Here is a 13,312-nt window from a genome sequence, read left to right as displayed (position 1 = left end):
GCGCCGGTGTACGCGCCCGGCTCTCAGCCCCGTACGCCGCGCAGCACCATGGAGACGGCCGCCTCGGCGATCTCCGGGGGCGCCTCGGCCGCGCCGAGTTCGATACGTCTGACCGCCGCGTCCACGACGCCCTGGAGCAGCATGGCGGCGAGCCGGGGCTGCTGGTGGCCCAGTTCACCGAGGGCCTCCACGATCATGGCGATCAGACCGCCGTGCGCGGCGCGGATCTTCTCCCGGGCGCCGTCGTCCAGCTCGCTCGCGGAGATGGCGACCACCGCGCGGTGCCGTCGGTCCCCGACCAGCGCGAGCTGACGGCGCACATACGCCTCGATCTTGGCCTCGGGTGTCTCGGCCCCGGCCATGGCCGCCTCGACCTCGGCCGCCCAGACCGGGAAGTCGACGGCGCACAGCTCCTCGACGACGGCGGCGCGCGAGCGGAAGTACTCATAGACCGAGGACCTGGCGAGTCCGGTGCGCTCGGCGAGTGCGGGGAAGGTCAGTGCGTCCGTTCCGCCTTCGGACAGGAGGGAGCGCGCGGCGTCCAGCAGGGCGCCTCGCTGCATGGTCCGGTGCTCGGCCACGGAGGCCGCTCGAATCCTGGGCACGCCTCCACTCTACGGATGAGCGGGCGGCGGCACAGCGTCAGCGTCCGACGTCGGCCAGCTTCGCCCGCAGCTGCAGCACGGACTTTGTGTGGATCTGGCTGACCCTGCTCTCGGTCACCCCGAGGACATGGCCGATCTCGGCGAGCGTGAGGCCCTCGTAGTAGTAGAGCGTGACGACGGTCTTCTCCCGGTCGGGGAGGGTGTTGATGGCCCGCGCGAGCAACCGTCTCAGCTCACGGTCCTCGGCGACCTCCACCGGATTGTCGGCGGCCGTGTCCTCCAGGGTGTCCATGAGGCTGAGCCGGTCGCCACCCTCGCCGCCGACATGCAGCAACTCCTCCAGCGCCACGACGTTCGCGAGGGACAACTGGCTGAAAACCGCATGCAGTTCCTCCAGCGCGATCCCCATCTCGGCGGCGACCTCGGGCTCCGTGGGCGTACGCCGCAGCTGGGCCTCAAGGGTGGCGTAGGCACGCTCGACGGCTCTGGCCTTCTGCCGTACGGAGCGCGGGATCCAGTCGAGGGCCCGGAGTTCGTCGATCATCGCTCCGCGGATACGGGTGATCGCGTAGGTCTCGAACTTGATGGACCGCTCGATGTCGAACTTCTCGATCGCGTCGATCAGACCGAAGACCCCGGAGGAGACGAAATCGGCCTGCTCGACATTGGACGGCAGCCCCACACTCACCCGGCCCGCCACATACTTCACCAGGGGCGAGTAGTGCAGGATCAACTGCTCGCGCAGCCGCTCGTCGCCCGTGGTCTTGTACGACCGCCACAACTCGTCGAGCGACGAGGGCGCGGGGGGCCGCACGCCGCTCCGGGCGGCAGGGGGCGCCGCCGCGCGGTCAGACCCGGAGGTGTGCTGGGGCATGCGTTGCCTTGAGCCGTTCTGCTGTGACGTGCGGGGGGACATCTGTCGAAGTGGCCGGAACGCATGTGAGCGTAGCGTGACTGGGGCATCGCGCTGAGCGAGGAACGGGCGCCCGCACCCGCCTCGATGGACGCCGTCGACCACACCTTCGATCGGGGGCCGACGCCGCTCGCGCCGGCCCCTGGCGTGTCACCGACCGGGAGACAGGGGTCATCCGCATCACCTTTTCACCCGAATGCCCCGGATCAAGTACCGCCTCGCCGCGCGGCGGCCAACTGCCAGCCGTCCCCCTGCCGTTCGACGAACCCCAACGAGTGCAGTTCGTACAATCTGCCGAGCGCCTCGTCGGTGGTCGTGCCCGCGCCGCGCGCGATCTCCGGCCCCCGCGAGACCCCCCGGGCGGGCAGCGCCTCCAGAACCCTCGCGCTGACCGGGTCGAGCAGATCCCTGGGAAGGACGGGGCCGCGTCGGAGCGGTGCCAGTTCACCCATGTCGCCCACCAGCTCGACCACTTCCGCGGCGTCCGTGACCAGCACTCCCTCACCGCGCAGCAGTTCGTGGACGCCCGCCGAGAGGCCGCTGGTGGCGGGGCCGGGCACGCCCATCGTGAAGCGGCCGAGCCGCTGCGCGGCGCGCGCGGTGACCAGGGATCCGCTGCGGTACTCCGCCTCCACGACGACGGTCCCCCTGGTGAGCGCGGCGATCACGCGGTTGCGGAGGACGAACCTGCTGCGGGTGGGGTGGTCGCCCGGCGGCAATTCCCCGATGACCAGCCCCTGTTCGGCGATGCGTCCGATCAGTTCGGTGTGACCGCGCGGATAGGCCACATCGACACCGCAGGCGAGTACGGCCACGGTGGCACCGTCGGCCGCCAGCGCACCGCGGTGCGCCGCGCCGTCGACACCGAACGCCGCGCCGGAGGTCACCACCCAGCCGCGCTCGGCCAGACCCGCGCCCAGACTCGCCGCCATATGTGCCCCGTACGGAGTACACGCCCTGGCGCCGACCACGGCGACGGAGCGCAGTGACCAGAGCCGCAGATCCGCGGCGCCCCGCACCCACAGCCCGACGGGCGCGGCCGTCTCCAGATCGTCGAGCTGGCTGGGCCACTCCCGGTCACCGGGGCAGACGAACCGGCCGCCGAGCGCGCTCACCGCCGCCAGATCGCGCTCGGGGTCGGCCACCGCCGCCCGTATCCGATAGCCGCCGAGCCGTCGCTCACCGACCTCGGCGAACCGCTCCGGCTCGGCGTCCGGTGAGGTGAGCCGCTCCAGCAGCCCGACCGCCCCGAACCTCCGCAGCCACTGTCCGCCGTTCTCGTCCCCCGGCTCCAGGATCCGTGTGAGCGCGGCCCGCGCCAGCCGCTCCCGCGGACCGACGGAGGTCATGACGCCGCTCCGGCCGCCGCCGTACCCCGAGCGACACCGGTACGCAGCTCCAGCGCCAGAGCCACATCCCGCGATTCGGGCCGGGCGCGCCCGGCGAGGTCCGCGACCGTCCAGGCCACCCGCAGCACCCGGTCCAGGCCACGAGCGGTGAGCAGGCCACGCTCCAGATCCCGTTCGGCCGCCGCGAGCGCTCCGGGGGCGACGGGCCAGCGCGTGCGCAGCTCATGGCCGGGCACCTCGCTGTTGACCGTCCACGGTGTGCCGTCCAGTCGGGCCGCCGACCGCCGCCGGGCGTCCCGTACCCGCGCGGCGACCACCGACGTGGGCTCACCCCTGCCGCCCTGTCCCAGCAGATCCGCTCGGTGGACGGGCTGGACACCGACCCGTAGATCGACGCGGTCGAGCAGCGGCCCGGACAGCCGGGCCTGGTACCGGCGGATCGCCGAGGGCGGGCAGTCACACCCGGCTCCCACCAGCGTGTGCCGTCCGCACGGGCAGGGATTCGCCGCGAGGATCATCAGAAACCGCGCGGGCAGCCGCACCACCCCGGCGCTGCGGGCCACCACCACATGGCCGGATTCCAGCGGCTGCCGCAGGGCGTCCAGCGCCCGGCCCGAGAACTCCGGCGCCTCGTCGAGAAACAGCACGCCCCGGTGGGCCAGCGACACCGCGCCCGGTCGCGGCAGCCCATTGCCACCGCCGACCAGGGACTGCATGGTCGCCGAGTGGTGCGGTGCGCAGTAGGGCGGGGTGTGGACGAGCGGTTCGCCTGGCGGCAGCATGCCCGCCACCGAGTGCACGGCGGTGACCTCCAGGGATTCCTGCCTGGTCAGGGGCGGCAGGACGCCAGGCAGCCGCTCGGCCAGCATCGTCTTGCCGGCCCCTGGTGGTCCATGGAGCAGCAGATGGTGCCCGCCCGCCGCGGCCACCTCCAGCGCCGTACGGGCCGGCTCCTGGCCGGCCACATCCGCGAGATCCGGCCGGTGTCCGTCGCCCGTCCCCGCGCCCGCGGCCAGCCCGGTGCCCACCCCGGCACCGGGCACCATCAGCCCCGCGAGCATCGCGTCAGGACGCCCCTGCGCGGCCTCCGGCACCTCCTCGGGCACCGGCTCGCCGCTCAGTACGGCGATGAGCTGACGCAGGGTCCGTACCCCGAGGACCGACACCCCCGGCACCAGGGAGGCCTCGCCCGCGGTCTGCTCGGGCACGACGACCTGGCGGTACCCGGCCTCCGCCGCCGCGAGCACGGCCGGCAGCACCCCGCGCACCGGCCTGACCCGTCCGTCCAGGCCCAGCTCACCGATCAGTACCAGATCGGCGATGGCGCCGGGATCGATCCGTTCGGCGGCTCCGAGCACCGCCGCCGCCACGGCGAGATCGAAGCCGCTGCCGCCCTTCGGCACGGAGGCGGGGCTCAGCCCCACCGTGAGTTTCTTCTGCGGCCACTCGCCGCCGGAGTTCACCACGGCCGCCCGCACCCGGTCCCGGCTCTCCACCAGACTCTTGTCCGGCAGCCCCACCAGGGTGAACGCGGCCACCCCCGGCTCCAGGTCCGCCTGGACCTCGACCACCACTCCCTCGACGCCCACCAGCGCCACCGAGCACGCACGCGCGAAACCCATCAGGCCACCCCCTGCGCGTGCTCGACCACCGGGGCTCCCCGGCCAGGCAGCAGCACCCCGATCAGATCGATACGCACCCCGCCCGACGGCGGACCGCCGTACCGCTCCAGCCAGCAGTCCGCGAGCCGTCTCAGCCGGTCCGCCTTCACCGGCGTGACCGCGGCCATCGGATGTTCGAACCAGCCGGCTCTGCGGGTCTTCACCTCGCAGACGACCAGTACGTCCCGGCCCCCGCTGTCCTTGTCGCGGGCCACGATGTCGATCTCGCCGACCCTGCCGCACCGCCAGTTGCGCGCCAGCACGGTCATCCCCGCGTCGGCCAGCCGCCGCGCCGCCAGATCCTCGCCGTACCGCCCCAGTGCCCCCGTCGCGTTCATTTCGGCACCACCTCCGGTACCGACTCTGACGCGACCGTCCGTAACTAGTGGATCTTGGTGGACAACCCGGAGGTTGTGGAAAACTCGCTCACCCGTTCGTGACGCCCCAGCGCCCCAGCCCCAGCCCATGGCCCCGCCCCGGCCACCGCCCCCACCCCGGTCACCGCCACCGCCACCGCCCGATCACGCTCTTCAGCCGCCGGGGAGTTCGAGGTCGCTCTTGTTCAGCTCCTCGATATTCACGTCCTTGAACGTGAGCACCCGTACCTGCTTGACGAACCGGGCCGGCCTGTACATGTCCCAGACCCAGGCGTCCGCCATCGTGACCTCGAAGAAGACCTCACCCTGCACCGAGTGCACCTGCATCTCGTAGTCATTCGTGAGATAAAAGCGACGCTCTGTCTCGATCACGTATTTGAACAGACCGACGACATCTCGATACTCCCGGTAGAGCTTCAGCTCCATCTCGGTCTCGTACTTTTCGAGGTCCTCGGCGCTCATGGCATGTTCCCCTTCAGCCGTACGTCCCCCTATTGTGCTCCGGCCCCCGCGCCCCTAGACGCTCTCGGGGGCGAGGTCCACCGGCTCACCCGGAGGACCCTCGGCGAGCAGCGTGCGCAGCAGCTCGGCGAGCCTGGTCGGATACACCGTCTCACGCGCCGCCGACAGTTCGGCGGAGGTCCACCACCTCAACCCCGCGACGCTTCGCAGCTCCAGCTCGGTCAGCCCCTCGACCGACGTCTCGGTCTGTGTCGTACGTGCCAGGAAGTACCACTCGTCCTGATCCCAGCGACGCCCGTCGAACGGAAAGGAACAGGTCCGGCGCCACAGCACGGGTCCCAGCTCGACCTGTGTGATCCCCGTCTCCTCCGCCAGTTCGCGCAGCGCGGCCTCTTCCCGGGTCTCGTCGCCCTCCAGGCCTCCGCCGGGCGTGAACCACCAGTCGTTGTCCGGATCACTGGGCTCGTATCCGTGCAGCAGCAGAATCCGGTCCTCTGGATCCAGCAGCACCACCCGCGCCACCTTCCGCAGCGCTTGCCCGCCCGACACCGCGGTCCCCCCGGTCCCCCCAGTCCCAGCGCCCCCTGCCGATTCAGCGGTCCCAGCCGAACCAGCGGTCCCAGCCGATTCAGCGGACACCCGTGGACACCTCTTCACCGCTCCTGCCGCCGGTCCGCGGCTTCGAGAACAGGCGGGCGATCGGCCCGTACGCCGCCCCGCCGAAGATCAGCAGCGCCCCGGCCACCACCGCCACCACGATCAAGCGCACCGGCCCCGGCCCGGACACCCCGCCCGGCAGCGCCGCGAAGCTCGCGGGCCGGTCGATCACCCCGCCCATGGGCCAGGCCACGGCGTCGACGCGCGCGTCGACCGCCGAGCGCGGCACCGACCCCTGCCCCACATCCTCCAGATGGACCCGGGAATCCAGCGAACCGCTGCGTTCATCGCCGAGCAGGAACAGCTTCCCTTCGGGCACGACCGCGTCGAAATCGGTCGTGGACGCCCGCCCGCCGACCAGTCCCCGTACGTACGGTTCCTCGATCGCCGTGCCGTTGACGGTGAGCCGGCCGCCCGTGTCACAACAGGCGATCTTGTCGCCGCCGACCGCGACCACGCGCTTCAGCATCGGCATATTGGCCCAGTCCGCGTCCTTGAAGACCACCACATCGCCGCGGCGTACCTCGTCGCCGGATATCCGCTGCGCCAGCACCCGGTCACCGGCCTTCACGGTCGGGTCCATCGAATTGGTCGGGACCGTGTACGGCCGGTACTCCACGGCTCCCCAGACGAACCCGCCGAGGAAGAGCACACAGCCGACGGCCACGGCCAGCCCCGACAGCACACTGCCGAGGCGGCCGTGGCCGCCGTTCGAACGTTCCGCCCGTCCTGTTCCGCTCATCCCAGCACTCCCCCCGTTCCGCAGAACGATCACTCCACCGTTCCGGAGAATGATCCTCGGAGATCGACGATCCGGGACGGCACCCTACCCGGCGGTACGCCCCCGGGTCAGCCTCCTTCGGCGCCACAGTACGAGCGGCACCGCTCCGGCCAGGCCCAGCGCCCCCGGAGCCGCGGCCGAGGCCACCGACGCCGCCGCCGCGCTCAGCCCGGACTGGTCGAACGTGTCGGGCACCGGAAGCAGTGACCAGCGGTTGATCGGCCAGGCCACCACGAAGGCGCGCCCGACGACCTCGTCGTTGGAGACCGTGCCGTTTCCGGTCAGCTCCTGGTGGTAGCGGGAGTCCAGCGAGTTCTGCCGGTGGTCACCCATCACCCAGATGCTGCCCTTGGGCACATCGATCGGCCCGAAGGGCTTGTCGTCACAGGGAGTGTTGCCCGGGTAGATGTAGTCGGTCTCGTTCAACGGAACCCCGTTGACGTGGACCTTTTCCCCCTTCTTGCACTCCACCGTGTCGCCGCCGACCGCGATGACCCGCTTGATCAGGTCCTTCTCCTCGGCGGACGGCATCAGTCCGATGAAGCTCAGGAACCGCTGCGCCACATTCGGCTCGGGTGCCTGGGTGCTGTCCAGCCAGCCGCCCGGGTCATGGAAGACGACGACCTCACCACGCTCCGGCTCGGAGCCGAACCAGGGGGTGAGCTTGTCCACCAGCACCCGGTCGCCCCGTTGCAGGGTGTCCTGCATCGAGTCCGAGGGGATCGAGAACGCCTGTACCAGGAAAGTCTTGATCAGAAGCGCCAGCAGAAGCGCGATCCCGATGAGAAGGGGCAGCTCCTTCCAGAAGGAGCGCGGTTTCCTCGCGTCCGATCCGTCGTTGTCGCTGTCGCCGTCCCTATCGCCGTCGTGGATCCCACCGGATCCGTTCCCGCGTTCCGCCGACCGGTCCGTCACGTTTTCGGGCGACTCGGCGAGCTGCTCGTGTCCCTCCTCGGGATCATCGTGTCCGGATCGTGCGCCGACCGCCACATCCCCCACATCCACTCCTCACTCCGTGCGATTACTCCGTGCGATCGCCTGCCCCGGAGACGGGACAGGCCCACCACTCCCATAACGAGCGGGAGTTCCGCAGGGCTCGGGAGCCGGATCAATCCGTTCAGATCCTGGTAAGACACATTAGGCGACGCCGACGGCCCCAGTGCCGTCGTCGGCGCGGCACGCGGGTCCGGAACCGACGCGTAGGTCTCCCGTTCCTCCAGTCGCCGCCAGTGACCGACGGGCCAGGCGATGACGACCGCGCGGCCCACGACCTCGTCCTCCGAGACGGTCCCCTTGTCCGCCTCCTGGAGATGGAAGCGTGAGTCGGCCGAATTGGACCGGTGGTCCCCCATCACGAAGATACGTCCCTCCGGCACCCGCACTTCGAAGGGGATCGTGGAGGGCACGTTCCCGGGGTTGAGATACGGCTCGGTGAGCGGGGTGCCGTTGACGGTGACCTTGCCGTCCCGGTCGCAGCACTTGACGGTGTCCCCGCCGGTCGCGACGACACGCTTGATCAGATCCTGTTCGTCGGCGGACGGCAGCAGTCCGATAAAGGTCAGGCCCTGCTTGACCTGCTTGATCACGACCGGTGAGTTGTCCGGCGGCGGCTTCTCGTCGCGGAGCCAGTTGCCCGGGTCCTTGAAGACCACGACATCGCCCCGCTCCGGCTTCGAGCCGAACCACGGCGTCAGCTTGTCCACCAGCACCCGGTCGCTGATCCTGATCGTCTGCTCCATCGATCCCGAGGGGATCACGAACGCCTGCACCAGAAACGTCTTGAGGACCAGCGCGATCAGCACCGCCACGGTGATGAGTATCGGTATTTCCTTCGCCGCGGATCTGCGACGGCGCTGTTTGACCCGGCGGGCGAGTTTACGGCGCTCCGCGCGCCCCGGCAGCGTCCGGCCGGTGGTGGGCCGGGAGCCGGTCGGCAGCCGGGCGTCCGACCCATGGCTGGGGCGACGGCGCCCCCGCTTACCCATGGGCACCGCCCACGGCCCCCGTGTCACCCGCGGTCCCTGTGGTCCCCGCGTCCTCCGGGGTCGCGGCACCTCGCGGGCTCCGTACCTCGCGGAAGGCCCCTGTCGGCTCCAGAACGGCCCAGCGGCCCAGCGGCCAGCCGATCCAGTCCGCCCGTCCGATGACCTTGTCCAAGGGCACCATGCCGCCGCCGGGGTCGCCGAGATGATCGCGGGAGTCGCGCGAATTACTGCGGTGGTCGCCCATCACCCAGAGCGTGCCCTGGGGGACGACGATGTCGAAGGGGACGCTGGAGGGGGCGTCGCCGGCGTACAGATACCGCTCGTCCACAGCCCGGCCGTTCACCTCGACCCTGCCCCCCTTGTCGCAGCAGACCACGCGGTCACCCCCCACACCGACCACACGCTTGACGAAGTCGGTCTCGGCGGGTGCGGCGAGCCCCAGGGCCGCTGCCGCCCCGTGCAGCAGCCCGGTGACGGGATTCTCCTCCGGCGGCTCCTGGACGAAGGATCCGGTGCCGTCGAAGACCACCACATCACCGCGCTCCGGCGCGGTACCGAAACGGTACGCCAACTTGTTGACGAGCACGCGGTCGCCGACCTGGAGAGTGGGCCGCATCGAACCACTGGGGATCAGGAACGGCTGCACCACGAAGCTGCTGAGCAGCAGTGCGAAGACGGCGCAGGCGAGCCCGAGGAGCCCCGCCCTGCGCCAGGACGGCCCGGCCGGCCCGGCGGATCCAGGAAGCCCGGGGAGTGCGCGGAGCCCGGGGAGCCGCCGGGAGGAACGGAGTCGCCGGGAGGAACGCGCGGAGCGCGACCCCTCCTCCGTCCCGTCAGGGGATCCGGAGGAGCGATCGCGCTCCGTCTGCCGTTCTTCGGTGTCCATCGGGGCCAGATCTTATCCGGCGGCCCTGTGAACCCGGGTGCGTGCCCGGGCCGACCCGGACACCGCGGGCTTACCTGTCGCGCTTCTCCTTGATCTTCGCGGCCTTGCCGCGCAGCTCACGGAGGTAGTACAGCTTCGCGCGACGGACGTCACCGCGGCTGACCAGCTCGATCTTCTCGAAGATCGGGCTGTGCACCGGGAAGGTGCGCTCGACGCCGACGGAGAAGGAGACCTTGCGGACCGTGAAGGTCTCACGGACACCGGAGCCCTGGCGGCGGATGACCACGCCCTTGAACTGCTGGATACGGGAGCGGTTGCCCTCGATGACACGCACGTGAACGTTCACGGTGTCACCGGGACGGAAAGCGGGGAGGTCGCTGCGGAGCGACGATGCGTCGACGACGTCGAGCAGGCTGGCCATGAAGGTCTGCTTCCTCGCTGATGCCACAGGTCATCAGCGGATATCGAGAGGGAGTCCGATGTGCCGTTCGCGTCGGGCGGGCGTCGTTCCCCCTGTGGCAGGGGCGCGCGCCGGACGTACGGCAGCGGCCTATTCTTCCATGGCCTCGGGCCTGCGCCAAAATCGGCCATCGGGCTCCGGTGACCAGCCCAGGATGGAGAGCATCTCGCGGTCCTTCTTGTCGAAGGACGCGGGATCGCAACGTTCGATCAGATCGGGCCGGTTGAGGGCCGTACGCCGGAACGCCTCGTCCCGCCGCCAGCGCGCGATCCTGCCGTGGTGGCCGCTGAGCAGCACATCCGGAATCCCGCGCCCGCGCCACTCAGGCGGCTTCGTGTAGACGGGGCCCTCCAGCAGATTCGCCATCGCGCCGGGGGCGAAGGAATCGTCGCGGTGCGACTCCGCGTTGCCGAGCACACCGGGCAGCAGCCGGGCCACCGCCTCCGTGATCACCAGTACGGCGGCCTCGCCGCCGGCGAGCACATAGTCGCCGATGGAGACCTCGACCACCGGTATCCGGGTCGCGTACTCGTCGATAACCCGGCGGTCGATGCCCTCGTAGCGCGCGGGGGTGAAGACCAGCCAGGGCCGCTCGGAGAGTCCGACGGCCAGCTCCTGGGTGAAGGGGCGGCCACTGGGCGTGGGGACGACCAGGACCGGGCCATGGGCGCCCGACTCGTAGCCGCTCGCCAGAACGTCGTCCAGCGCGTCGCCCCAGGGCTCGGTCTTCATCACCATGCCGGGACCACCGCCGTACGGGGTGTCGTCGACCGTGTTGTGGCGGTCGTACGTCCACTCCCGGAGGTCGTGCACATGGACGTCGAGCCGGCCGCGCGCGCGGGCCTTGCCGACGAGTGAGACGTTCAGCGGCTCCAGGTACTCCGGGAAGATCGTGACCACATCGAGCCGCATCAGCCGCCGTCCCTACCGGTCACGCCGTCCTCGCCGGTGACTTCGCCGGTGTTGTCAGCGGCGGGGTCGGAGGCGGCGGGGTCGGCGTCCCGGCCGGAGGCGATCTCCGCCCTGTCGTCGATCAGCCCCGGCGGCGGGTCGATGACGGCCCGCTGCTCCTCCAGATCGATCTCGGTGACGATCTCCTCCACGAAGGGGATCATCACCTCGCTGCCGTCCGGCCGTTCCACGATGAACAGGTCCTGCGAGGGCAGATGCGAGATCTCGGTGATCCGCCCGACCTCCGTGCCGTCGGCCAGCACCACATCCAGATCCATCAGCTGATGGTCGTAGAACTCCTCCGGATCCTCGGGGAGTTCCTCGGGGTCGACCTCCGCGATCAACAGGACATTGCGCAGCGCCTCGGCGCCCGTACGGTCGCGTACGCCCTCGAAGCGCAGCAGCAGCCTGCCGCTGTGCACCCGGCCCGTCTCGATCCTCAGCGGTCCGGCCTGGGCCGGTTCCGTGGCGAGTACGGCGCCGGGGCCGAGCCGCAGTTCGGGCTCGTCCGTGCGTACCTCTACGGTGACCTCACCCTTGATCCCATGGGCGCGGCCCACCCGCCCGACCACCAACTGCACTGACACTCCACCTTCTTGTCACGATCACGCGTCACGGTCACGCGCGGGAAACAGCGAAGGCCGGGAAGGCCGTGGCCCTCCCGGCCCCTGCCGGTGTTCTGCTGTCTCAGCGGACCTGGTCCACGTCGATGAGATCGACACGGATACCCCGGCCGCCGATGGCGCCCACGACGGTCCGCAGAGCACGTGCGGTGCGGCCGTTGCGGCCGATCACCTTGCCGAGGTCGTCCGGGTGCACCCGGACCTCCAGCACACGGCCGCGGCGCAGGTTGCGCGAGGCCACCTGCACTTCGTCCGGATTGTCGACGATGCCCTTCACGAGGTGCTCAAGAGCCTCCTCGAGCATGCTCAGGCCTCGGTCGACTCGGCGGCCGAGGACTCGGTCCCGGCTTCGTCGGCCTTCTTGTCGGACTTCTTGGCCTTCTGAGTGATCGCCTCACCCTTGGGCTCGTCGCCGGCGTCCTTCGCGGCGGCCTCGAAGAGGGCGCGCTTGTCGGCCTTCGGCTCCGGCTGGAGCAGCGGCGCGGGGGCCGGCAGACCCTTGTGCGCCTGCCAGTCACCGGTGAGCTTGAGGATCGCGAGAACCGGCTCGGTCGGCTGGGCGCCGACGGACAGCCAGTAACGCGCGCGCTCCGAGTCGACCTCGATGCGCGAGGGGTTCTGCACCGGGTGGTACAGACCGATCTCCTCGATGGCCCGGCCGTCACGGCGGGTACGGGAGTCGGCGACGATGATGCGGTAGTGAGGCGAACGGATCTTGCCCAGACGCTTCAGCTTGATCTTGACTGCCACTGGAGTGGTGTCTCCTGGTCTTGACGTGGTTGGGCACAACGGGATGCCGCGTGGGGTTGCGGTACCCGATCCGCCCGATGGACGCGTCAGCCGGAGGAGAGAGGGGTCCTGTGCGACTGTCGAGTACAGCTGGTCATTCTGCCATACGACCGCGACCGGGCATGACGCGGCGGCGGGCAGGGGCCGGGAGCGGCCGGGACGGCCGGTGACTCAGCCCGCGGCACCGACCACTTCGGGGATACGGAAGGGCTTGCCGCAGCCGCCGCAGACGATCGGGGCCTGGGCGAGGACCGACGGTACGACCCGTACGTTCCGGCCGCAGTCACAGACCGCCTTGACGCGCACCCCGCCACCGGACGAGCCGTGTCTCGCGGCCGGGCCGCGGAAGCTGCGCTTGGTGTCGGCGGCCGTCGCGACCGTGTGCGCCTTGAGGGCGCGCTGCAATCGCTCGATGGTGGGGCGGTAGCGCCGCTTCGCTTCGGGGCTGAGCGAGACCAGGGAGAAGCCGCTGCTGGGATGCGGCTCCTCGGGATGGTCCAGGCCCATCTCCTCGGCGATCGCGAGGAATCGGCGGTTGTGATAGCGGCCCGCGCGCGAGGTGTCGCGGACACCTCTGGCCGCGGCGATGCCATGGACCGCTTCGTGAAGCAGTCGTTCGAAAGAGAGCTCGGCGCCACAGGCGGACGACGACTCTCCGATCAGGGACTCTGGCGCGGCAAGATCCGGCAGCTCGGGGTGGGACCGCTGAATATCGGCCCACGCCTGCGCCAGCTCTGCGGCGAGAACAGGTGGTGTCGTGCTCACGTCGTGAACAACGAGCCGGAGCCCTCCCGGGTTCCATTACGGGGCATC

16 protein-coding genes and 1 pseudogene are annotated in these 13,312 nt (G+C 70.5%); all 17 read right to left on the bottom strand.

Annotated features, from left to right (window positions below; genetic code table 11):
• Positions 1-23: 23 nt before the first annotated feature.
• Positions 24-581: a TetR/AcrR family transcriptional regulator gene (locus AB0M67_RS17825; protein ID WP_365746413.1), complete on the bottom strand. Its 558-nt coding sequence runs from the start codon at positions 579-581 to the stop codon at positions 24-26.
• A gap of 61 nt (positions 582-642) precedes the next feature.
• A complete protein-coding gene (gene whiG, locus AB0M67_RS17820) occupies positions 643-1,479 on the bottom strand; it encodes an RNA polymerase sigma factor WhiG (RefSeq protein WP_030351730.1) in 837 nt (278 codons plus the stop codon).
• 245 nt (positions 1,480-1,724) lie between these two features.
• Positions 1,725-2,867, bottom strand: a complete 1,143-nt coding sequence (gene dprA, locus AB0M67_RS17815; protein WP_365746331.1) for a DNA-processing protein DprA — start codon at positions 2,865-2,867, stop codon at positions 1,725-1,727.
• On the bottom strand, positions 2,864-4,489 hold the full coding sequence (locus AB0M67_RS17810; protein ID WP_365746329.1) for a YifB family Mg chelatase-like AAA ATPase: 1,626 nt from the start codon (positions 4,487-4,489) through the stop codon (positions 2,864-2,866). Before AB0M67_RS17810 ends, dprA begins: the two co-directional genes overlap by 4 nt.
• On the bottom strand, positions 4,489-4,866 hold the full coding sequence (locus AB0M67_RS17805; protein ID WP_365746327.1) for a YraN family protein: 378 nt from the start codon (positions 4,864-4,866) through the stop codon (positions 4,489-4,491). Before AB0M67_RS17805 ends, AB0M67_RS17810 begins: the two co-directional genes overlap by 1 nt.
• A 192-nt stretch (positions 4,867-5,058) precedes the next feature.
• The gene (locus AB0M67_RS17800) at positions 5,059-5,367 is read right to left on the bottom strand and encodes a DUF2469 domain-containing protein (RefSeq protein ID WP_014675276.1); all 309 of its coding nucleotides are present in this window, start codon (positions 5,365-5,367) and stop codon (positions 5,059-5,061) included.
• A 54-nt stretch (positions 5,368-5,421) separates the two neighbouring features.
• Positions 5,422-5,916 carry an NUDIX hydrolase gene (locus AB0M67_RS17795; protein ID WP_365746325.1) on the bottom strand — a complete coding sequence of 165 codons (495 nt, stop codon included), beginning with the start codon at positions 5,914-5,916 and terminating at the stop codon, positions 5,422-5,424.
• A 79-nt stretch (positions 5,917-5,995) separates the two neighbouring features.
• Positions 5,996-6,766 carry a signal peptidase I gene (gene lepB, locus AB0M67_RS17790; RefSeq protein ID WP_365746324.1) on the bottom strand — a complete coding sequence of 257 codons (771 nt, stop codon included), beginning with the start codon at positions 6,764-6,766 and terminating at the stop codon, positions 5,996-5,998.
• Positions 6,767-6,850: 84 nt separating this feature from the next.
• Positions 6,851-7,720, bottom strand: coding sequence for a signal peptidase I (gene lepB, locus AB0M67_RS17785; protein WP_365746322.1), 870 nt, complete (start codon positions 7,718-7,720; stop codon positions 6,851-6,853).
• Positions 7,662-8,790, bottom strand: a pseudogene (gene lepB, locus AB0M67_RS17780) (signal peptidase I). Before lepB (AB0M67_RS17780) ends, lepB (AB0M67_RS17785) begins: the two are co-directional and overlap by 59 nt.
• Positions 8,783-9,676: a signal peptidase I gene (gene lepB, locus AB0M67_RS17775; protein WP_365746320.1), complete on the bottom strand. Its 894-nt coding sequence runs from the start codon at positions 9,674-9,676 to the stop codon at positions 8,783-8,785. Before lepB (AB0M67_RS17775) ends, lepB (AB0M67_RS17780) begins: the two are co-directional and overlap by 8 nt.
• Positions 9,677-9,746: 70 nt before the next feature.
• The gene (gene rplS / locus AB0M67_RS17770) at positions 9,747-10,097 is read right to left on the bottom strand and encodes a 50S ribosomal protein L19 (protein ID WP_129772195.1); all 351 of its coding nucleotides are present in this window, start codon (positions 10,095-10,097) and stop codon (positions 9,747-9,749) included.
• A gap of 129 nt (positions 10,098-10,226) precedes the next feature.
• Positions 10,227-11,048 (bottom strand): tRNA (guanosine(37)-N1)-methyltransferase TrmD, encoded by an 822-nt coding sequence (trmD, locus tag AB0M67_RS17765; RefSeq protein WP_365746318.1) that lies wholly within the window; start codon positions 11,046-11,048, stop codon positions 10,227-10,229.
• Positions 11,048-11,668: a ribosome maturation factor RimM gene (gene rimM, locus AB0M67_RS17760; RefSeq protein ID WP_365746411.1), complete on the bottom strand. Its 621-nt coding sequence runs from the start codon at positions 11,666-11,668 to the stop codon at positions 11,048-11,050. Before rimM ends, trmD begins: the two co-directional genes overlap by 1 nt.
• Before the next feature lie 106 nt (positions 11,669-11,774).
• On the bottom strand, positions 11,775-12,014 hold the full coding sequence (locus tag AB0M67_RS17755) for an RNA-binding protein (RefSeq protein WP_030351741.1): 240 nt from the start codon (positions 12,012-12,014) through the stop codon (positions 11,775-11,777).
• Positions 12,015-12,016: 2 nt separating this feature from the next.
• Positions 12,017-12,460, bottom strand: coding sequence for a 30S ribosomal protein S16 (gene rpsP, locus AB0M67_RS17750; RefSeq protein ID WP_249953720.1), 444 nt, complete (start codon positions 12,458-12,460; stop codon positions 12,017-12,019).
• 210 nt (positions 12,461-12,670) lie between these two features.
• Positions 12,671-13,264 carry a hypothetical protein gene (locus AB0M67_RS17745; protein ID WP_030351743.1) on the bottom strand — a complete coding sequence of 198 codons (594 nt, stop codon included), beginning with the start codon at positions 13,262-13,264 and terminating at the stop codon, positions 12,671-12,673.
• Positions 13,265-13,312 lie beyond the last annotated feature (48 nt).

Source organism: Streptomyces sp. NPDC051662 (assembly GCF_040681655.1).
Taxonomy (GTDB): Bacteria; Actinomycetota; Actinomycetes; order Streptomycetales; family Streptomycetaceae; genus Streptomyces.
This window is presented reverse-complemented; position numbering and strand designations above follow the sequence as displayed.

What these genes read in the sequence shown, in the direction of transcription:
- whiG (WP_030351730.1), bottom strand. Translation starts at nt 1,479, where the DNA reads ATGCCCCAGCACACCTCCGGGTCTGACCGCGCGGCGGCGCCCCCTGCC.
- AB0M67_RS17800 (WP_014675276.1), bottom strand. Translation starts at nt 5,367, where the DNA reads ATGAGCGCCGAGGACCTCGAAAAGTACGAGACCGAGATGGAGCTGAAG.
- AB0M67_RS17810 (WP_365746329.1), bottom strand. Translation starts at nt 4,489, where the DNA reads ATGGGTTTCGCGCGTGCGTGCTCGGTGGCGCTGGTGGGCGTCGAGGGA.
- lepB (WP_365746320.1), bottom strand. Translation starts at nt 9,676, where the DNA reads ATGGACACCGAAGAACGGCAGACGGAGCGCGATCGCTCCTCCGGATCC.
- AB0M67_RS17805 (WP_365746327.1), bottom strand. Translation starts at nt 4,866, where the DNA reads ATGAACGCGACGGGGGCACTGGGGCGGTACGGCGAGGATCTGGCGGCG.
- AB0M67_RS17755 (WP_030351741.1), bottom strand. Translation starts at nt 12,014, where the DNA reads ATGCTCGAGGAGGCTCTTGAGCACCTCGTGAAGGGCATCGTCGACAAT.
- dprA (WP_365746331.1), bottom strand. Translation starts at nt 2,867, where the DNA reads ATGACCTCCGTCGGTCCGCGGGAGCGGCTGGCGCGGGCCGCGCTCACA.
- rplS (WP_129772195.1), bottom strand. Translation starts at nt 10,097, where the DNA reads ATGGCCAGCCTGCTCGACGTCGTCGACGCATCGTCGCTCCGCAGCGAC.
- trmD (WP_365746318.1), bottom strand. Translation starts at nt 11,048, where the DNA reads ATGCGGCTCGATGTGGTCACGATCTTCCCGGAGTACCTGGAGCCGCTG.
- lepB (WP_365746324.1), bottom strand. Translation starts at nt 6,766, where the DNA reads ATGAGCGGAACAGGACGGGCGGAACGTTCGAACGGCGGCCACGGCCGC.